This window comes from Nostoc sp. S13 (genome assembly GCF_029379315.1).
Classification (GTDB): domain Bacteria; phylum Cyanobacteriota; class Cyanobacteriia; order Cyanobacteriales; family Nostocaceae; genus Nostoc.
Map to the genome: position 1 here is coordinate 47,229 of NZ_JAQYWQ010000017.1, position 23,002 is coordinate 70,230.

Consider the following 23,002-nt stretch of genomic DNA (forward strand, 5'->3'; position numbering starts at 1 on the left):
CTTAAATTTCTAAATTTTATCTATTTTTTACTCTTGAAGACCTGGAAGCAATCCGGTTTTCTGCTCGTTGATTACTTTCTTTAAAATCGCAGATGTCACTTTTCTCTTCAGTTAAATATTTAGCTAAGGAGTTGATAGTTGGATATTCAAATAAATTAACTATCGATACATTTGTGTTTAACATTTCTCGCAGTTTGGCATGAATTTGAACCAGCAGTAATGAATGACCACCAAGGTCGAAGAAATTATCATGAATGCCCACCTTCTCTACATGAAGCATCTGTTGCCAAATGTTAACAATGGTTTGCTCGACTTCAGTTCTAGGTGGCTCATAAGTTACTTCTAATTCTGGGCGATGACCATCTGGTTCTGGTAGTGCGTTGCGGTTGACTTTTCCATTAGGCGTAAGTGGCAGAGCTTTCAACATGACGAAGGTTGAGGGTATCATGTATTCGGGCAGCTTCTCTTTCAGGAATCTGTGCAGTTCACTAACACTGAGTGTTTGTTTGTGGTTAGGAACAACGTACCCTACCAAGCGCTTGTTACTAAACTCTTCTTCGCAAGCTGCAACGACAGCCTGTTGTACTTCCGGGTGTTGACACAGTATGGCCTCAATTTCTTCAAGCTCAATACGGAAACCCCTGACTTTGACTTGATGATCAACCCGTCCAAGAAACTCAATATTGCCATCGCTTAAGTAGCGAGCTAAGTCACCAGTTTTATATAAGCGCGATCCTGACCCAGAGGCAATTAATCTTGTTTCTGCAAAGGGGTTCGGAATAAACCGTTCCGCTGTTAACTCAGACCGATTTAAATAACCGCGAGCTAAAGAAGCACCGCCAATGTATAGTTCACCTGTCACACCAATGGGCACGGGTTGCAGTTGCTCGTCAAGCAAATAAATCTGCGTGTTAGCGAGTGGACGACCAAGCAAAAGTGTCTGTGAACTATAGTTAGCTTGTTTATCCTCAACCGCAAAAGTAGTAACCCCTACGGTAGCTTCTGTAGGACCGTAGTGATTGAAGATAAGGCAGTTTGGCGCAGAGGCGTGAATCTGCTCAATAAGTTTCCAACTTGCTGCTTCACCACCAAGAATCAGTCGCTGGCGAGGCAAAATGGACTCGGATGGTGCAGATGCAATCAGGGTGGCAAGGTGGGAGGGTACAATTTTGAGACAGTCTATGGGATATCTGCGGCAGTATTTGGCTAATGCTACTGAGTCAGTAGAACACTCAGTAGACAATATATGCAGACATCCTCCAGTACAAAGAGAAGAAAAGATAACAGTATTACCCAAATCTGCTGCTAGGGTGGAAACAGTAGCGAAGTTGGTTGTTGTTGATAAATGCAACCTATCGATGATTCCGTTTAGGTAATTCAGGAGTTGCTGGTGTTCAATTGCCACTCCCTTTGGTATACCAGTAGAGCCAGAGGTGAACAATACATAGACAAGATTCTCTCTTGTGACTTCACTGATGGGATTGTGATCGCTGTGTTGAGCAATAATATCCCAGTCGGTGTCTAATCGGACTATCTGCGATCTATCTGTTGGTATATCTACTAATCGCTGTTGTGTCAGTAGCACTGGTACTTGGGCATCCTGTAACCGTAAGCCAAAACCCTCCTTTGGTAATGCTGGATCTAGCGGTAGGTAGGCTCCACCAGCTTTGAGGATGCCCAAAAGTCCTATAATCATTTCCAGCGATCGCTCTACACAAAGCCCAACTAAAACTTCCGGCTTGACTCCCAATGTTTGCAAGTAATGAGCTAGTTGATTAGCTTTGCAGTTAAGCTCTGCATAGGTGAGTTGTTGGTCTTCAAATATAACGGCAATGTCATTAGGTGTTTTTTCTACTTGTTCTTCAAAAAGCTTATGTATACATTTATCTAGTGGATAATCAATCTGCGTTTGATTAAACTCGGCTAGTAGCTGTTGGCGATCGCTTTCGCTGAGTATCTCTAATTGACTGATTTTCTGCTCTGGATTTGCAGTCGTACTAGTTAATAAAGTTTGAAATTGTCCAACTAAACGCCCAATAGTATCTGCCTTGAAGTAATTGACATCGTAGTAAAATTCTGCAATTAGAGAGTTATCGCGCCGAGTACAAGTGAGTTTAACTTTGAATGGCTCTATACAGCTGTAATATTTATCAAGATCAAATGAGACACCACCGACAAAGCGTTTTTCTGGTAATTGGTCAAACTCGAAACCAATGGAAAAAGCTAGGTGATTGTCATTATCTATAGGTTCAGGAACGAAATAATCCTGCCATTCTGTAGCATCGTCTAAAGTTTTTTCAGCAAGTTTCAAAACTTCTTGAAAGCGTAAGTCTGGTGTCAAATGACTTTTAATTGGTATCCAGGTGGCAAGCAGTCCCAGTATGTTATGGAGTTCTTCATATTCTCTGCGATCGCAACCCATACCAATAACGATATCTGGCTCTCCTGTAAGTCGCCAAATGAGGGTTTGCCAACAAGCTAGTAAGACAACAACAACGGAAGTATTATACTTTTGGGCTAAAATTTCAATCTTGGCTGCCAGTTCAGGAGCTATTACCAATTTGGTAGAGTCTATCTCAAATCCTGATTTTTTTAAAGTTTTATTCTCAAAAGGTAACTTTAACGTAGCTAAAGAAGATAATTTTTGCTGAGACCAGTATTCATTAGCAGTCCTTGCGTCCTCATCTCTTAGTAACTGATTTTGCCATTCTGAGAATTGTATGAATTGCACTACTTCATCGCACAATTTTTTTCCTTCTAAGCAACTAGAATATGAATTACTAATTTCATTAACTAGATTCTTAATTGTCTGGACATCTGCACAAAGTGCAGGTAAGGAGATCAACAGAATATGTGTATTTGGCGACAGTTTCAGTGAAGATAAACGCAATAAGGAAGCTGGCTCGAAGTTAAAACCTTGATGTCTAACCTGCTGAAAAAGCTCCTCTATTTTAGATAACTGTTGCGGCTCAGAACAATCGCTTAAATCAATATCTTGCCAGAAAAGGGAACTGCGATCGGCAACAACCATCACAGGAGTTTTTATACTAGGCAAGCGACACAAATTTGTCCGAAGAATTTCATGCCGATTGACGACTTGCTGTAATGCTGCTTTTAAAATTTCTAGTTGAAGATTGCCTTGTATCAGAACAGTACTTTGAGTTAAGTAAGCAGAACTATCTTGCTGTAATAACCAAAGGCGTTTCTGATGAGGAGATAGCCTAAAACCGTTACTAGTAGCGTCAGTTATCATTTACCTCCTCCTTGCCTGCTATGAAGTGTAATGTTTTGGCTTTGAATCATTTCTCCCATTGCTACCACAATTTTGCGTTCCCCCTCATAGGGGTAACGTCCGTGTGCAACAAGCATATTATCTAGCATCAAAATGTCTCCTTTATGCCAAGGAAAACTTGTCTTCGACTGCTGATAAACTTGATTAATTTCTGCAATTACTTCGTCTTCTATGGGAGTAGCATCCCCATAATAAACATTACGTGGTAGCTTTTGATCTCCAAACAATGACAACAGAGATTCTCGGAGTTCTGCATCTAAATATGCTATATGGTGTAACTGTATTTGATTGAAAAATACCTGATCACCAGTTTTAGGATGTACTGCTATTACTGGACGAACTTGACGAGTCATTAGACTATTATTATCATACCATTCAAAATCGATTTTAGCCTGAATACAGTAATTTTCTACTAAAGATTTGTCATTGGTACGAAAGAAATCTTGCCAGCTTACATCTAAACCATTCGTATAATTACGAACGTACATGAATTGTTTTTCAGCTAATACTTCTCGTAGTTTGGGATTGAGGAGTTTATAAGCTTTTCGACAGTCTACAATCGGCGTTTGTCCACCTTGTTTAGCAGGTTGTACGCAGAAAAACCAAATTTTTAAAGGAAACTGATGTAAGTGAGAGCTTTCATTGTGGAAAAGAATAGCTGTATCGGGTGGGTAAGGAGTAGAACCATAAACTTTACCGCTTTCTCCAGCACGAGGTAAGTCGCCATACTCACCGAATAAATCTGGACAAATTGCCTGGGCAACACTTTCAAATTCTGAGAGAGAATCTACATTGAAATCTCGAAATAGAATCGCTCCATGTTTCAACAATTCTGTTTCTAGAAATTTTTGGTTAGTTTTAGCCCAAGCCACAAAATCAATCTCGTCAGCATCTGGCTGAATTACAAGAGGAAATGTTTGCCCTGGTTGGAGATAAATAGTCTTGATTAATCTTTCTTGTGATAAACTTAACGCTTTGGGCGCAAGGCTAATAAACTTTTCTCGCTTGAACGCTTTGCGCTCCATTTTTTGCGTGGTTTGTTGTTTTATTTCGGCATCAGTCAGCATTTCTAAATTGCCGATTCGTGCATCAGGTTGGGACACAATGCTGTTGAGTAGCGTCTGGAAGTTGTTTGTCATGCGAGTGATGGTGCTGACATCAAAAAGATCAGAGTTGTACTGCCACTTGCCCAAGATGCCTTGCTCTGTTTCGGTGATAAATAGTGCTAAATCAAACCTTGCTATTTTGTTTTCAACTTCTAACAGGCTTAAGGTCAGTCCTGGCAATTCCAAAGGTGACGTGGGAGTATTCTGGAGGACAAACAACACCTGAAATAATGGCGGCGTGTTGCTCACATTACGCTCTGGTTGCAAAGCTTTGACTAATTGATCAAACGGCAAATCTTGATGAGCATAAGCTCCTAATGTTACAGAGCGTACTCGTTTAAGCAATTCCTCAAAGGTGGGGTTTCCGCTCAACTCGGTACGTAAGACAAGCAGATTGACAAAAAAGCCAATTAATAATTCAATTTCTGCTTGATTACGATTAGCGACATCAGTGCCAACAACGATGTCATTTTGACTAGTGTAGCGTTGTAGTAGTATCTGAAAACCTGCCAGCAAGGTCATGAATAAGGTGACACCTTGTTGACGCGACAGTGCTTGCAGTTCTTGAGATATGTTAGAGGGAATGAGGAAAGATTGAGTAGCGCCCTTATTGGTTTTAACTTCTGTTCGCGGACGAGTTGTCGGTAATTGCAGTATAGGGAGGTTGCTTCCTAATTGTTTCTTCCAGTAAGCAAGTTGAGCTTCAAGTACCTCTCCTTGTAACTGCTGTCGTTGCCATACAGCAAAGTCTGCATACTGAATTGGCAGTTCGGGAAGTGGTGAGGGTTGCCCACTACAGAAGGCTTGATAAAGTGCTGTCACCTCACGCACTAACACACCAATTGACCAGCCGTCAGAGGTAATGTGGTGCATCGTCAGTAGTACTATATGCTCTTGTTCCTCAAGGCGCAGTAGTTTCACCCGCAACAGAAGGTCGCTGTTGAGGTCAAACGATTGTCGTGCTAAGTCTGCCAGTTGTGTGACTTCGGCTTGTTGTTGATTTAAAGGTAACTCACTGATATCGAGTACGGGCAACAGTAGTGGTGTCGCTTTGGAGATAACTGCCACGGGTTGCCCTTCTACTGTCTGGAAATTCGTTCGCAACGTTTCGTGGCGGCGTAAAATTTCGTTGAAACTTTGTTTTAGTGCCTCTTGGTTCAATTGTCCCTGTAGACGAACAGCAGCAAAAATGTTGTAAAAAGGGCTGTCTGGCTCCAACTGAGCCAGGAACCATAGTCGCTGCTGGGCAAATGAGAGTTTGCACGAACCAGTTTCTGTTCTACGAGAAATTATCTGTGTTCCTGGACTGTTTATCCCCTTCTTCTTGAGTAGTTGTTTAAAAAGCTCTTGTTTTTCTGAGGAAAAATCACCTATATGCGTGGATGAATAACTCATTTATCTTATTTCCTTTTATCGCTGCTATATTGTTAAACTTTCAATCAATAAAGCATCTTCTGATAGAGGTTCTATTGGTCGATAATCACGGCTTACAAGAAACTCTGGCCGTCGATTTAACATAGGTAGAGGAATATTTTCAACACTGTTGTAAGTGACAATCACAACTGCTCGTTCAAATGGGGATATGTTACTTGGTGAAGCATGAACAAGATTGCTATCGAACAATAGGACTGAGCCTGCCAAAGCTTTTATAGAGAAAATTCCATACTTCAATACTAAGTCAGCAACTAACTCTTGATTGAGAGAATACTTTAACTTTGCAGTAAAATTTGATACCCAGTCAGGATGTTCTTTTTCTGCTTTAGACTTGTTATTGGTATTTTGAGCCACAATGTCAATCATCCCTTCTCTATGAGAACGAGGAATGACAAATAGTGGTCCGTTAAATTCATTCATGTCATCTAATAACACAAGGGCATTCACTACTCGCGCTGTTGGCAACCCGTCCTCTTTACGCCAAAAAATATAGTCTTGATGCCATTCCCAAATGTCACCCCTAAATGCAGCCTTGGCATTAATTTTGAATTGGTAGATGTAAACTTTGCTGCCAAGAAGCTGCATGGCAGGTTTAATTAGCCGTGGATGTTGAGATAAGCGTTGAAAAGTTTCATTAGTGCCATGCACTCCATGCACTGCTCGTATAGTCTTTCCCTCTTCTTCAAGAACCCTTTTTGGGGTATCTTCAGAAAAGAGAACAGGCAACTCAACTTTCATTCTATGAACTTCAGATTTAGAAAAACATTCAGATAACAAGACAAAGCCTTTGTCTTCATAAGTTTCAAATTGCTCTTTATTCAGGTGCATAATAAATTTTTTGTGAAGTTAGTAAGTAAATTTTAATGTTAACAAAGGGTCAGTCAAAAATGATTTTAAAACAAAGTACTTGTTTTCCTTGAAAGTTGCTGAAAACTCTTGTTGATTTTGAGTCATTTTCTTATCCTTCAATCTCAATTTTTGATCTCGAAAGCATCGTTTTTGCCTGATCTACTGAAATTTGTTCCAATTCTTTCCACGTCTGAGCAATTTCTTCGACAACTTCGCAACTACCCCAGATTTGGGCGATTGCGTTAACCAGACCTTCTACTGTAGGTGATTCAAATAAACTGCGTATGGGTAGCTCAACTAAAAAGGCTTGGCGGAGCCGGGAAATAACTTGGGTGGTCATTAAGGAGTGACCGCCCAACTCAAAGAAATTATCGTATACGCCGACTTGCTCAATACAAAGAACCTGTTTCCAAATCCCTGCCACAATTTCCTCTGCCATAGTCCGAGGTGCTACAAAGATTTTTTCCAATTCGGATCGTAGCTGATCTGGTGCTGGCAGTGCTTGGCGATCCACCTTTCCATTAGGTGTCAGTGACAATTCCTCCAGGAATACAAATACTGACGGCATCATATAATTGGGCAGCCTCTCGTGCAAAAAACGACGCAATTCAGTAGTTGTGGGAGTGGATTCTTGGTCAGACACGACATAGGCTATCAATTTGTTGTTACCCGCTTCATCTTTGTGACACAGGACAACTACCTCCAATACGCTTGGATGCTGACTTAGCACTGCTTCGATTTCTCCCAACTCGATACGGAAGCCACGGATCTTTACTTGGTGGTCGATGCGCCCTAGGTACTCAATATTGCCATTAGGCATATAGCGTGCTAAATCCCCCGTCTTGTACAAGCGGGTACTAGATTTATCGCTAAAGGGGTCGGGAATGAATTTCTCAGCTGTCAAATCTGGTCGATTTAAATAGCCGCGTGCCAAGGAGATTCCACCTATGTAAAGTTCCCCGATCACCCCAACCGGTACCGGATTAAATTGTTGATCCACTATGTGAATCTGGGTATTGGCAATCGGTCTGCCGATAGGTGGATAGAATGACCATTCTTCAAAATTTTTCTTTAGACTTAAAGCGGTTACCACATGAGTTTCTGATGGTCCATAGTGGTTGTGTAAACAACAATGCTCCAAGGATTTGAATAGCTTGATAATGGGCTGAGTGATTTGTAGTTGCTCACCTGTAGTGGTCACTTCCTGGAGACTGCTAAAAAATCCGCTATGTAGGGGGGCAATGCCTTGCTCACCTACTGACTCCGCCAGTTGCTGTAGCACAACAACTGGGAGGATGACTTTCTCGATTGCTTGGTCTGCAAGAAATCGCCCTAAGCCAACAGCATCCATTCGTAAATTTTCTGAGAGTATGAACAAGGTGCCGCCAGTGCCCCAGGTAGCAAATATCTCATGAAAGCTGGCATCGAAGCTTAAAGAGGCAAACTGAAGGGTACGTGCACCTCTGTAGAGAGATGAGAAATGCCATTCCAACAAATTTATTAAAGGACGTTGGGCTAGGGCAATGCCTTTGGGCTTTCCTGTGGAACCAGATGTGTAAATAACATAGGCCAAATTATCAACTGTCACACTGCTGACTGGGTTTTCATCGCTTGCGTAGGTGATATTCTCCCAGTCTTTGTCCAAGCAGACAACACGTACTTTATGTTCAGGAAGTTGCTCAACCAGTTTTTGTTGTGTCAATAGTACGGTAACTTGTGTATCCTCTAACATGAAGGCTAAGCGTTCCTGCGGATAAGCTGGATCTAGTGGCACATAGGCCCCGCCAGCTTTGAAGATGCCCAACAGTCCGACCATCATTTCCAGTGATCGCTCCACACAAATTCCCACCAGCACCTCTGGTCTCACACCTAACGTTTGCAAATAGTGTGCTAGCTGATTGGCACGAACATTCAATTCCTGATAAGTCAGTTGCTGGTTTTCAAAAACGACTGCTATGGAATTTGGTGTTTGTTCTACCTGAGCCTCAAATAACTGATGAATACAACTAGACGGATAATCAGCCGATGTTTGATTCCAATTTACTAGCAGTTGCTGTTGTTCTGTTGCAGTCAAGATTGGCAAGTCAGATAGATGCTGATCGGGATTGGCGACAATGCCTTCCAGTAGTGTCTGGAAATGCCCCTGCATTCGCTTAATGGTGGCAGTATCAAATAAGTCACTATTGTACTCGAAATAGCCCATCATTCCTTGTTCAGTTTCTGTCAAATACATAGTTAGATCAAACAAGGATGTTTCGGGTTCTATTTCCATCGGACTCAAGCTCAAGTTCGGAAGCTTCAACACCTCTACTGGAACATTGTGCAAAACAAACATCACCTGAAATAGTGGCGTGTAGCTTAAGTTGCGCTCTAGCTGTAGCTCTTCCACTAGCTGCTCAAAAGGCAAATCTTGGTGAGCATATGCATCCAACGTGACCTCTCGAATCCGTCGCAGTAATTCTTTGAAGCTTGGATTTCCAGAAAGGTCGGTACGCAGTACAAGGGTATTGACAAAAAAGCCGATTATACCTTCTATCTCTTTGCGATTGCGGTTGGCAATGGGAGAGCCAATCAAAATATCTGCTTGATTTGTGTAGCGATACAGTAGTGTTTTGAACGCCGCTAGCAAAGTCATAAACAGGGTAACTGCTTTCTTCTGTGAAAGGGACTTGAGTGCCTCGGTCAGAGTTTTGGAAATTTGCCACGGCTGTTTTCTTCCCCTAAAGGCTTGAATGGCTGGTCGAGGTCGGTCGGTCGGAAGTTGCAGCACAGGCAAGTTCCCGCCTAATTGTTGTTTCCAGTAAGCCATCTGGGACGACTGTACTGTTTGCAGCCACTGTCGTTGCCATATAGCAAAGTCTGCATATTGAACAGGCAATTCCGGCAGTGACGAGGGCTTACCGCTATGGAATGATTTGTAGAGTGCAGTTATTTCGTGAATAATCACACCTGTTGACCAGCCATCGGCAACAATATGGTGTATGGTGAATACCAACACATGTTCCTCTTCCTTCAACCGCAACAAGGTAGTTCGTAGCAATGCATCTTGAGTCAAGTCAAAGGACTGTCGCGCTTGTAAGCTAGCCAGCCGCAGAACCTCAACTTCTTGTTCTTCTTCTAATAATTCACCCAAATTTATAATTGGCAGCGTTATATTCAGCGCCGAAGCAATTTTCTGGACGGGATGCCCATCTACATCTGTAAAACTTGTACGCAAGACTTCATGACGTCGCACAATTTCATTGAAGCTTTGCTCCAGTGCTGCCACGTTCAGCGAACCTTTTAGTCGCACAGATCGAGAAATATTGTAGAAAGGATTACCTGGTTCCAGTTGGTCGAGGAACCACAACCGTTGCTGGGCAAAAGACAAAGGTAACTCTCTGTCCCGCGAAACACCCTCAATTGGTGGAAGTTGCAGTTTCTGCCCAGCGCTGATTGTGGTTTCAATGAGTTTAGCTAATCCCCCTACTGTCGGTGTTTCAAATAAACTACGCAGTCGCAACTCTACTTGAAAGGCCTCGCGCACTTGCGAAACAACTTGCGTGGCTAGCAACGAGTGCCCTCCCAAGTCAAAAAAGTTATCGTCGATACCTACGTACTCAGTACCAAGAACTCTAGCCCAAATTCCAGCAAGTACCTCCTCAACTGGTGTGCGGGGAGTTGAAAAGCTTTTTTCTAACTCAGGACGTACTGAGTTGGGTTCTGGCAGTGCCTGACGGTCTACTTTGCCGTTGGGAGTAAGCGGTAGCACCTTGAGCATGACAAAGCTTGAAGGCACCATATATTCAGGCAACCTCGCCTGCATATAATCACGCAGTTCATTATTAATGATGGGCGATTCTTGAGAGAGTACAACGTAGGCTACCAGATACTTCTGACTAGACTCTGAATCTCTTGCTAAGACGACAACTTCCCGCACATTTGGGTGGAGACTGAGTATTGCCTCAATTTCTCCTAGTTCTATACGGAAGCCACGAATTTTAACTTGGTGGTCGGTACGACCTAAAAACTCAATCGTACCGTCTGGTAAATAGCGTGCCCGATCGCCGGTTTTGTAAAGCCGCGCTCCTTCTTCCTGACTGAATGGATTGGGAATAAATTTAACAGCCGTCTGTTCGGGCTGATTCACATAGCATCTAGCTAGAGTTGTCCCACCAATGTATATTTCCCCATTTAGTCCTATGGGAGCAGGCTGCAAGTTCTCTTCCAGAACATATACCTGCGTGTTAGGAATTGAGCGACCCAGGGGAACTGTTTGGGATTTTGGATAACAGCAAAGGTCGTGATTAAGTTCTACTAGATAAGTAAGTACACCGACAGTGCCTTCTGTCGGACCGTAGTGATTGAAGATCAGGCAATCTTGTGCATACTTTTGAATCTGCTCAATCAGTTCCCAACTAGTAGCCTCACCACCTAGTATAAGTCGTTCTCTAGGCAGGATAGACCTTGGTGAAGAAGATGTTAACAGAGAAGCAAGGTGAGAGGGAACAATCTTGAGACAGTCAATAGGATGTCTATGGCAATATTCTGCCAAAGCTGCTGGGTCAGTAGCACGCTCGTAGGAGATTACATGCAGACACCCTCCCGTACACAGACAAGGAAAGATAGCTGTGTTGCCTAAGTCTGCGGCGAATGTAGAAACCAGTGCAAAATTAGCACCTGCTGGCAGGTTTAACTGCTCGACGATCGCATATAAATAATTGAGCAATTGTCGGTGTTCAATTGCAACCCCTTTAGCTGTGCCTGTAGAACCAGAGGTAAACAGTACATATACTAGATTTTCATTTGTTACCTTGCTATTGGGATTAAGATCATTTTCCTGAGTAATAGTTTCCCAGTCGCTATCCAGGTAGATTACTGTTGTTTGCTCTTTGTTATTCGTCATTGGTTCAAAGTTATTTACCAATGATGAATGACTAATGATTAATGACACCTGGGCATCCTGCAATCGTAATGCCAAACCTTCTTTCGGCAATGCAGGATCTAATGGCACATATGCCCCACCAGCTTTCAGGATGGCTAAAAGTCCAACTATCATGTCAAGCGATCGCTCTACACACAGCCCCACTAAAACCTCTGGTGCAACCCCCTGCTTTTGCAGGTAGTGAGCTATTTTGTTAGCCCGTTGATTAAGTTCCTGGTAAGTCAGTTGTTGGTCTTCAAAGATAACAGCAACTTTATTCGGGGTTTTTCCTACCTGTTGCTCAAACAGTTGGTGAATGCACTTGTTGTGAGGATAATCGCGCTTCGTGTTTACCTGGTCAAGCAGTTGTTGTCTCTCGATTTGACTGAGAATATCTAACTGACTAATTGCTGTGTCTGGATGAGCGATCGCACTCGCTAACAATGTCTGAAATTGCCCGACTAAGCGTTTGATATCTTCTAAATGAAATAAGTTGGAGTCATAGTGAAATGCTACATTTAGCGTATTATTCTGACGAATGCAAGAAAGCTTGATTTTGAATCTTTCAATGCAAGTATATAGTTGGTTAATCGAAAAAGATACGTTAGCAGCTACATAATTTACTGGCAGTTCTTCAAACTCAAAAGAAACTGGGAAAAAACGTAAATTTGGATACAATTCTGCTATTAGTTCCCAATTAAAGTAATCCTGTAGCTGATAAATATTCTCTGCACATTCATTATTTTGATGGAAAACATCAATAAAATTGGATTCTAGTTCTATATTGGAAATTAACGGTAAGTATTTAGTAAATAATCCTATACTCTTCTCTAATTCGTGATACTTGCGTCCCTGATAAGCCACACCGATACTCAAATTTTGCTGTTTAGTAAGACGCCCAAGTAAAATCTGCCAGGAAGCTAAGAAAAACTCAGCAACTGAAATATTATACTGCTGAGTCAGGATGTAAATTTGTTCTAACAAAGCAGGGGCAATTGTGAAACTTTGGGTTCGAGGCTGAAATTCTAGTTGCTCTGTAGACTGTTTTTCAAAAGGCAGCTTTAATTTTGTCAGCGCTGAAAAATCCTGTTTTCGCCAATAGTCTCTGCCTGCTTCTGTATCTGCCCCTTCTAACAATTCGTTTTGCCATTCAGCCAAATCTGCGTATTGTAGTGGTTCATCGTCTAGTTCTTTACCTTGCAAGCAAGCTGCATAAGACTGGCTGATTTCTTGCACTAAAATTTTTAGTGTTGCTGCGTCTGCACAAAGTGCAGGTAAGCTAATGAGCAAAGCATACTTAAATAACGACAGAGTTACTAAAGATAGGTGTAATGGGGAACCTTCTACTAAATCAAACGACTGTTTGTTTACTTGATCAAATAAGGCTGATAAAAATTCTTCTTGTTCTTGACGTGTGCAATCTCTCAAGTTGTGGTTTTCGTCCCAAGCAATACCGTTGTTTCTAATGACTTGCAAAGGTATAGTCATCCCAGGCAAGCAATGAAAATTAGTACGGAGAATTTCATGCCGACTGACAACTAGTTCTAAAGCTACTCTCAAGGTGTCGATATCAAGATTCCCTTCTATCAAAACAGCACACTGTGAAGAATAAGGAAAGTTGTCACTTTCCTGTAAATGCCAGAGATGTTTTTGTTGGGGTGAGAGTCGAAAACCCTGCATTTCGTCTATCATTCTAATTCTCCGTACTTGGCACTAAATATCTTTACTACTGAATTGTTTTGCCATTCCTACTACGACCTTTCGCTCTCCGACAAATGGCATCCGTCCGTGTGCTGCTAGCATATTATCGAGCATTAAAATATCTCCAGCTTGCCAAGGGAAAATTATAGTTTCTTGTTGGTATACAGCACGAATTTCATCTAACACGGTTTTTTCAATTGGCGACCCATCACCATAATAAGTATTGTGTGGCAAGTCTTCTTCTCGGAACTCAGCTAACAATGACTTGCGGATATTTTGTTCCAAAGTTGATATATGAAAAAATACAGCGTGATTGAACCAAACTTGTTCACCTGTTTGGGGATGGGTGGCAACAGCCTGTCTAATTTGGCGGGTTCTTAAGCGATTGCCCTCTTTCCACTCGAATTCTATGTCATTGTGACGGCAGAAGGTTTCTACTTCGGCTGGATTAGTTGTTTGAAACACTGTTTGCCAAGGTAAGCCAAAGCCATCGCCAAAGTTGCGGACATACATCACTCCTTTTTCGATGAAGCGATCGCGAATCTTAGAATCAATCCCTTGATATAATTTCCGAGTGTCAGCAATCGGGGTTTCTCCTCCCTGCTGTGCTGGTGTCACACAGTAAAAGAAGATTTTTAGAGGCCATGTGGCAGCATAGGAATTCTCGCTGTGAAGAAAGATAGTTTGGTTGGCAGGATAGTCGGTTGAAGTATAAATATTACCTTGAATTAGACTGCGGGGTGAAGAGCGATCGCGATATTCCAGCAAATCTCCAGAAACTGTCTGGATAAATTTTTCAAACTCTGCCACATCTCTAACTTGGAAGTTACGAAACAGGATACCACCATGTTTGAGTAAATTTGTTGCAATTAACTCCTGATTACTTGCTACCCAAGTTACTAAATTAATCCCTTCTACAATAGGTTGTAACAGCAAAGGTAAAGAATTATCAAGCAATAGAGGTGTTACCTTTATCAAGTTTGTGTACGATATATTAACACCTTGTCGTCTTTTAGACTTGATTTGTAGAGACTCTGGAGTTGTCATTATTTATCTCTGGCAAGTTTGATACTGACAAAATAACATTTGGCTTTTTCTGTCTATAAATAGAACTCCTTCTGTCAGGTATACTTTGTAATCTTTTCGCTAATATCCGTGATATTTTATGAGACTTTTTACTTTTCTAGTGACTGCATACTTGGAAACTTTAAACCCAAATCTTCCAGATATTTGACACCCAAAGCTTTCAGAAACTCTGGTTTAAGTGTGTTGTTTTCTATGATATTACTACCTTCATTATTATTTCCTTTATATACAATTACTTGGTTATGATAAAAGTGTACGGAGACAATATTTTTATCAAGATAAGACGGACAATAACCAGGGTTTAAAAATTCTTCATAATTTAAACCATCTGCTAGTCTTTTGTACATAGCCATTATAGTGTCAGAAGCGTTTAAGTCCACATTACCACCAACGCTGACACAATTTGCTAAAAAAACACTATTTTCTGCCAATTTCGACCATTGACTTCCCAAACTAGGCCAATAAGAAATGTGAGTATTTTCTTCTGCATAAATACCACCTTCCTTTAAAGCCGGGAAAAGAGTATTGAATGTTTTTATCCGAAGCTCATTAACCGAGCAACCATCTTCTATTATGATATCAAGTTCACCCGTTTCATCAATCACTTTTTTCAAAAAATTTTCATCACTTTGGTCCCCTTGAAAAATTTTGATTCGTTCTTCTTCCAAACCTTTTTTGTCTACAACATCAATACCATAAATTATACTGTTTGGAAAATATTGTTTCCACATCCTTAAAGACTCTCCTCCTACATTTGGATTGTCATAACCTCCTACACCTATCTCAAGGAGCTTTATTTTTTTAAGTCTGAATGGAGCAAAATGCTTTTGGTAATGTTGACCAAATCGATGAGTTTCACCCCACTTAGCATTGTCATAAAGACTAGATAACTTTATTAAATCTTTCCTATAAATATATTTTTTGACAAAATGTGAAATTCCTTTCGTCTTTTTAGATGGCTGTGTTTGATTCATTTATAGTCCTCCTATGTCAAAGTAAAAGTAACAACGAAGTTTAAAAAGGGAGAATCTGTTATAATTTAAGTTTTTTCTGATCCGTGAATTGCTTTACGCTTTGTCAGCTTGAGTTTTTGTACAGAAGTGCGTTCTAGTTCTTGTTCTTTTATTAGTTGTTTTTTTCTGTCAGCTTTAGCGAGCACTTTAGCTAACTCGTTAATTCTAATATCAGGCTGTTTAACAATATAGCATAGAAGGATTTCAAAATGACTTATCATTCGAGCAATAGTAGTGGTATCAAACAAGTCTGTTTTATACTCCAATGAGCCATTAAAACCTTCTGAACTTTCCCAAATACTTAACTTCAAATCAAACTTTGAAGTACCGCTATCGGCTTCCAACGGTCGCAGAGTCAGCCGTGGAAGTTCTATAGTTGATATCGGGGTATTTTGGAGGATAAACATTACCTGAAACAGTGGATTATGGCTTAAATTCCGTTCTGGCTGCAATTCCTCCACTAACTTTTCAAAGGGTAAGTCTTGATGAGCATAGGCTCTTAAAGCTACTTCGCGCACCCTGCCTAATAATTCGCGGAAAGTCAGTTCGCCTGATAAGTTAGTACGCAAGACCAATGTGTTGAGAAAAAAGCCAATGAGTTTTTCTGTTTCTCTTCTGGTGCGACCCACAACAGGCGAACCTACTATTATCTCCTCTTGATTTGAATAGCAGTATAACAAAGTCTTGAACACTGCCAGAAGTGTCATAAACTGAGTGACACCTTCTTGTCGATTCAAGTTATTAACTGCCTCCCTTAGAGCCTTAGGAAACGTAAAAAATTGCTTTTTGCCAGTGTAGGTTTGTATAGCTGGTCGTGGTCGATCGGTAGGAAGTTGCAGTACAGCTAAATTGCCACTCAATTGCTGCTTCCAGTAATTCACCTGACTTTCAAGTATTTCTTTTTGCAACCATTGTTTCTGCCAATAAGCAAAATCTGCATATTGAATTGGAAGTTTAGAAAGTGATGAGGGTAAGCCATCAGAGAAAGCTTCGTAAATCTCTGCCAGTTCTCGGATTAGAATGCCAATAGACCAACCATCCGAAATAATGTGGTGCATGACTAACAAGAGCATATGCTCCTGTTGTGTCAAACGTAGGAGTTTAGCTCGCAGCAGTGGTGCCTGAGACAAGTCGAAAGGCTGTTGGGCCAACTCAGTAGTAATGCCTAAAGCTGACTCTATATTTACTCCCGGTAAATCTACAACTGGCAAGGTTATTTTTAAGGTTGGAGCGATCGCTTGGATTGGTCGTCCTTCTACTGCCGAAAAGCTTGTTCGCAATGGTTCATGACGTCCCACAACTTCGTTAAGACTTTGTTCTAAGATCGCTGTGTTTAGCTCCCCAGTTAAATGCACAGCGATCGGAACATTGTAAAAGGGGTTTCCAGGTTCTAATTGGTCAAGGAACCACAAACGTTCTTGAGCAAGACATAGGGGTAGTTCTTGACTTCGAGAAATAGGTTCCAGCTTTGGCTCTAATGCTGTTTTTGTTGTTAATTGAGTCAGTATTTGCGTTGCTAGCAGAACGACACTAGCATCTTTGAAGAAATCCTCGATAGATATTGTGACTCTAAGGTCTACTTGAATCTGACTTTTGAGTTCAAAGACCATTAAGGAATCGAGTCCTAAAGTAGTTAGTGATACCTCTTTGTTTACTTGAGATTGTGCAACTTTTAGTACGTGAGCAATCTGTGTTTGAAGATAAGGTACTAGCAGCGGCAGGCGTTTTTCTCGTGGAGTTGCAAGAATTAACTCGCGGCTGAGACTCACTTCGTTCCCCGAGTCATCTGCACTATCGAAGATACTGCTACCTATTATCCCCAATTCGCCTGCGAGAAACTCTGCGCGAGTTGCACGGCGTTGAATCTTACCGCTGGAGGTTTTGGGAATAGTACCTGGTTTAATTAGCACTACTGCATAGACTTGCACCTCATGTTCTTCTGCAACCGTCTGACGAATCGCAGCAATGACTTCCTCAAGATTTGGTTTGGCACGAAACTCCAATTCCTGCACTACTACTAATCGTTCTTCCTTCTGTACCTCAATTGAGAAGGCTGCACCACTACCTGAACGCAATGATAAATGGCTGCGTTCTACAGTTAACTCTATATCTTGTGGGTAAAGGTTGCGACCTCGAATAATGATTAAATCTTTGGCTCGACCTGTAATGAAGAGTTCTCCATTGTGCAAAAAGCCCAAGTCACCAGTGCGTAAAAATGGCCTCTCCCCTGCATCTTTAAGGTTGGCGTGGAATATTTGCTCTGTTTCAAGAGGACGATTCCAATAACCCTGACCGACACTCGGACCAGATACCCAGATTTCTCCAACTTCATCTAGTGAACAGCAGTCTAATTTTTCGGGATTGACAATAACTATCTCTTGTTGAGGTATAGTTTGACCACAACTGACAAAGGTTTGGATATCTTTGCTGTGGGCTGTTGCTGAGACTATCTGGTTCTGGGAAAGTGCAGATTTATCTACAGTTCTTACTTGGGCTAAGGCTGTCTTGATCCCACCGGAAACCATCAATGTTGCTTCTGCCATGCCGTAACAAGGGTAGAATGCTTCTGGACGAAAGCCACATTCAGCAAAGGATGCAGCAAATCGATCTAAAATCTCCCTTCTGACTGGTTCAGCACCATTAAAAGCGACACTCCAACTACTTAAGTCCAGAGTTTCTTTTTGTTGGTGGGTAATCCTTTGAATACACAGGTCATAAGCAAAGTTGGGAGCACCACTCGTAGTGCCTTTGTAGTGGGAAATCGCCTGTAACCACCGCAATGGTCGTTGCAGAAAAGATGCTGGGGACATTAAGATGCAACCAAACCCGCCATACAATGGTTGCAAAATACCACCAATCAACCCCATATCATGGTAAACAGGTAGCCAGGAGACAAATTTGCTGCTGGGAGAATGTTCCATGAGTTGGTAAGTCACGGCAGTATTGTGCAGCAGATTGCCATGACTGAGCATAACTCCCTTTGGTGTGCCTGTAGAACCCGACGTGTATTGCAAAAAAGCTAGGGTATCCGCATTGATTTCAGGTTGCTGCCAAGAATCTTCTATACCCTGTGCCAGATTGTCAGTAACGAGCCAACGAAAATTTCCTATATTTGCTTGTTGTGTCAGTATCGATTGTAATGTGGGGAGCATCGCTGTTGTCGTCAGAGCGATGCTCGCCTGTGCATCTATACTAATAGCCTGTATTCTCGGTGTTTTGCGCTTATTGTGAGGTGGATAAGCTGGAACCGCCACAACTCCAGCGTAGAGACAACCAAAAAAAGCACTCAAGTAATCTAACCCTGGCGGATAAAGCAATATAGCACGTTGCCCGCTTAAACTTAAGCTTTGGAGTTGAGAAGCTATAGCCCGACTGCGTCGATCCAACTCATAGTAAGTTAACGTTGATTTTTCAGTTTCTCCATCTTCCAGGAAGGTGAATGCTTGTGCCTGCGACTGTGTTGAACTGCGATGACGCAGAATATCAACAACCGTCGCACACTGATCCGGGATTTTTGGAAATCTATTAAAAATTAAAGTCATTCCGGCCTCAAGCTATCAGATACACCCAAACAATCGTGGAATCATGCAAGCTGAATGTCAAATTTCTCTCTAAATGAAGTCAGAGTGCTGCCTTTACGCCTGAACGTTATTTATTAAGAATTATTCTTGAATAAACCTCAAGCGAATATTATCTTATGAAACAGACCGCACGCTTGCTCTGTCACTCACACAATTTTTGACTCAGTTATATTGAAAGTTATTTTTAATTAGCTTTTTTACTTTAGAAGAAATGTATTGTCTTTAGCAACTATAAATCAATAGAGAATACTTATCAATAATCTTTTTAAGATTAATTGTATCTAAGGGAATATTTCTCTTTCTTTTGATAGATGTTAAAAATGCACTATATCTGTTATTAACAAATAAATTATCTTTAATTCATATCGCCTCATAATTATATGTAGCTTATTTTACTGATGCTTATTCATGCAAAAACCTTTGCTGGTCAATACTATCTCTACTAATACAGAGAATGATATGGTGTATAAATAAACATACACGATGAGTATTTTCTAAACATAAACTTTAGATCAGAAAATTTTATTATTTATTTAGTGTTAATTATTACTAGTAATTTTATGCAGATTTTTCTACTATATGTAAATTTTTGTTTTTTATTTTTTTATTAAGCTTGCTTTCTTAATGCAAATAACTTTTAATAATATTTCTACGGTAGCGTCAGCAAAAAGCACAGGGGAACAAGGGGATGGGGGATAAGGGAAAAAGCCCATAGATACAATGGCACGCTTGTAAAATCCAAAGGCTTGTGTTGCCTCGTTAAGGGGCTGGAGGCTCTTAATGTATTCCGAGAGGTTCTACCTCTGGTCAAGAAAGAGGAGGCGGCAGCCCTCCCAGCATGGGTTAAGAGCCTCCAGGCTCTTAACCCGTCAGGGCAATGGCTGTATTTTAACTTAGTGCCATTCGCCCATAGATAAATAAATCTATTGGTTCTGAAAACTTGGACGTAGCGATCGCTGTTGCAAGCAATCAAGGGAACAATTTTTCTTCTTCTGCATAAATGAATTCACTCTTCTTGAAACCTTGTGGACAAGGGGTTTTTTCTTTAACTTCCCCTACCTCCCCGCCTTGCTCATCTTACAAAATCATATTGCTCCGTACCCCACAAGCGAACCTCGTAAAATTCGCTCTTTTCCTTACCCCCATACACGAATGTGTTGGTCTCTAAGGTATGGAGGTACTGATGAGAGAAAAACAATAGACATAGGAGTGAAAATAACGTAGGCACAATTCATCAATTGTACCTACCAAGGATTTTGGGCAACGCATAATTAATTTCTGGATATGTCTAATGAAGTCTAAGCAGTTTGTTCCTAGTCTATTGCTGACAGGTCTTATTATCATGTTGGTCACAAGTCCTACTAGAAGCGAGGAAATACCATCAATTAGAGTTTACAAGAATACAACATCTGGTGAGGCTGACGCGAGTTCTAGTCAATCAACACATCTGATTACCAAACGAGAGACTGTTGAACCAATCCGACAGATTCGGCTAGTAAGTCAGATAGAGCATCCAGCCCAGAGCGCCAGAATGTTAGTGCAGTCGCCAACACCACCAAACATCCCAGCAAGTGAAGTTGTGCAAGTTACCTCAGTGAAGGCAAATCCCACTGCCAAAGGTCTGGAGATTATTTTACAGACAACCAAAGGGGAACAGTTGCAACTAGTCAATCGCACTGCTGGTAGTAATTTCATCACTGACATTCCTAATGCTCAACTACGCCTAGCATCGGGCGAAGCATTCACATTCCGCTCTGAAAAACCAATTGCGGGTGTTACACAGATAACAGTCACGAACTTTGATGCCAATACTATCCGAGTCACAGTGATTGGTGAGGGGAGTGTACCAACAGTCGAGTTGTTTGATAGTCCGAATGAGGGTCTTATATTCTCTGTGGCTGGTGCAGCATCGTCCGCGCAACAACAACCGCAAACCCAAACAACTCCTGAACAACAAAAGCCAGGGAATCAAGCACAGCTAACTCAACCATCAGCTTCGGGTGATCAGCCGATTGAGTTGGTAGTCACGGGTGAACAAGACGAATATAGTGTACCAAATGCAACAACTGCCACCAAAACCGACACACCACTGCGCGATATCCCTCAATCAATTCAAGTTATTCCCCAACAAGTTATCAAAGATCAGCAAATTACCCGGATTACCGATGCTGCACGCAATGTTAGTGGTGTCTCACTACAAGGTGGTTACGGTGCTAATACAGATAACTATGTCATCCGGGGATTTAAACAGTACAATAGCCTGAGAAATGGTTTCCAAGCTGGAGATAACTACATCGATCCTAATAGCGTTGAACGAGTCGAAGTTCTCAAAGGTCCGGCTTCAGTGCTATATGGTCAATTTGAACCGGGTGGTGTGGTCAATTATGTCACCAAACAACCGCTTGCAACTCCCTATTATGCAAGTGAATTTACAGTGGGAAGTTACAGTGATTACAAATCCTCAATCGATATTTCTGGACCACTTACCCCTGACCAAAAGTTGTTGTATCGCTTGAATGCTAGCTATGAAAATTTTGGGAGTTTTATAGATTTTGTTCACGGGCAATATTTCTCAATATCGCCGGTATTGTCCTATAAGATTAGCGATAATACAAATTTGACTTTGGAATATGAGCATACTGCTCAAAATCGAACATTTTATGATGGGTTGCTATCTATTCCTCAATCTTTTCAAGTTCCCATCAGTCGTTTTTTAGGAGAACCAAGTGCCGATAAGTTCAATGTTGACTCTAATGCATTTTACTTGACTTTAGATCATACCTTCAGTGAAAATTTACGGCTGCGTACTGCCTTTTCAGCATACTTTACTACTTCTGATAATAATAACGTTGTCCGACCATACTCACTTGAAGCGAATGGTCAGACAGTATCGCGAACCCTTGCTGGAGGTGCTGGTTCCAATCAAACATTTGATCTGCAAAATGAATTAATCAGCAAGTTCAAAACTGGTTCCATTAATCATCAGCTGCTCCTGGGTTTAGAGTTAGGTTGGCAAAACGTTTTTTATGATTACCTTCGCACTGCGGCTCCTGGGATTAATCTTTTCAATCCAGTATATGGTGCGCCACTGCCAACCAGTTTCGTCGATACAGCCCAGCAAACAGAGTCTTATACCGACACTATAAGTATTTACTTGCAAGACCAGGTGACATTACTTTCTAATTTGAAGCTACTGGTTGGTGGAAGATATGATTTTGTCAGCTACAACGATAGAGGCACAGACTTGAATGACAATGGTGCACTAGCTTATAGAAATAACTTTTACGATGAAGCTTTTTCACCCCGTGTGGGACTAGTTTACCAACCGATAAAACCAATCTCCCTATACGCCAGTTATAGCGAGTCTTTTGTACCCAACAACACCCTATCAGCTAGCCAAGTGGCATTAAAACCTTCTCGTGGAACGCAGTATGAAGCGGGAATTAAAACCGAGTTATTTGATGGTAAGCTTTCGGCAACACTTGCAGCATACAATATTAGCAAAACCAACGTAGCTACAACTGATCCAAATCCAAATAATAAGGATTACTCAATTGCAGCTGGAGAAGTCAAGAGTCAAGGTATTGAATTCGATATTTATGGGCGAATTTTACCTGGGTGGAATGTAATTGCATCCTTTGCCCATAACGATACCTATGTTAGCAAGGATAATAACCTACCTGTGGGTGACAGATTGGTTGCAGTGCCCAGGAATACTGCTAGCTTCTGGACAAGCTATGAAATTCAAAGTGGTTCCTTCAAAGGATTGGGATTTGGTGGAGGACTGTTTTTTGTCGGCGATGTCGAAGCCAATCTACCAAACAATGGAGTTGTCCTTCCTTCCTACGTCAGAACTGATGCCTCTATTTTCTATAAAAAGGAAAATTGGCGAGTCGGTCTCAACATCAAGAATCTTTTTGACACTACGTATTACTATTCTCAAGGTTCCTATCTGCGTCCCGGAGATCCCTTGAGTGTTCTGGCGACGATTTCCGTACAGTTTTGATTCCACCCTAACCTCACCGATGCATTGGGGA

General features: G+C 41.4%; 8 protein-coding genes. 1 reads left to right on the top strand and 7 read right to left on the bottom strand.

The features are described from left to right. Window positions 1-16 precede the first annotated feature (16 nt). The 7 genes from PUQ00_RS08405 to PUQ00_RS08435 all read right to left on the bottom strand — a co-directional run bounded on the left by PUQ00_RS08405 (window position 17) and on the right by PUQ00_RS08435 (window position 18,926). The gene (locus PUQ00_RS08405) at window positions 17-3,253 is read right to left on the bottom strand and encodes an amino acid adenylation domain-containing protein (RefSeq protein WP_300415079.1); all 3,237 of its coding nucleotides are present in this window, start codon (window positions 3,251-3,253) and stop codon (window positions 17-19) included. Continuing rightward, on the bottom strand, window positions 3,250-5,793 hold the full coding sequence (locus PUQ00_RS08410; protein WP_300415081.1) for a condensation domain-containing protein: 2,544 nt from the start codon (window positions 5,791-5,793) through the stop codon (window positions 3,250-3,252). The genes PUQ00_RS08405 and PUQ00_RS08410 overlap by 4 nt, the downstream gene beginning before the upstream one ends. 24 nt (window positions 5,794-5,817) lie before the next feature. Further along, a complete protein-coding gene (locus tag PUQ00_RS08415) occupies window positions 5,818-6,660 on the bottom strand; it encodes a phytanoyl-CoA dioxygenase family protein (RefSeq protein ID WP_300415083.1) in 843 nt (280 codons plus the stop codon). A gap of 130 nt (window positions 6,661-6,790) precedes the next feature. Next, the gene (locus tag PUQ00_RS08420) at window positions 6,791-13,276 is read right to left on the bottom strand and encodes a non-ribosomal peptide synthetase (protein ID WP_300415085.1); all 6,486 of its coding nucleotides are present in this window, start codon (window positions 13,274-13,276) and stop codon (window positions 6,791-6,793) included. A gap of 21 nt (window positions 13,277-13,297) precedes the next feature. Further along, complete coding sequence (locus tag PUQ00_RS08425) at window positions 13,298-14,332, bottom strand: TauD/TfdA family dioxygenase (RefSeq protein WP_300415087.1); 1,035 nt, start codon at window positions 14,330-14,332, stop codon at window positions 13,298-13,300. A 128-nt stretch (window positions 14,333-14,460) separates the two neighbouring features. Further along, window positions 14,461-15,345, bottom strand: coding sequence for a hypothetical protein (locus PUQ00_RS08430; RefSeq protein ID WP_300415089.1), 885 nt, complete (start codon window positions 15,343-15,345; stop codon window positions 14,461-14,463). A gap of 65 nt (window positions 15,346-15,410) precedes the next feature. After that, window positions 15,411-18,926: a condensation domain-containing protein gene (locus PUQ00_RS08435; RefSeq protein WP_335030448.1), complete on the bottom strand. Its 3,516-nt coding sequence runs from the start codon at window positions 18,924-18,926 to the stop codon at window positions 15,411-15,413. Window positions 18,927-20,256: 1,330 nt separating this feature from the next. Here PUQ00_RS08435 and PUQ00_RS08440 point away from each other — a divergent pair. Next, on the top strand, window positions 20,257-22,971 hold the full coding sequence (locus PUQ00_RS08440; protein ID WP_300415091.1) for a TonB-dependent siderophore receptor: 2,715 nt from the start codon (window positions 20,257-20,259) through the stop codon (window positions 22,969-22,971). Window positions 22,972-23,002: the final 31 nt, after the last annotated feature.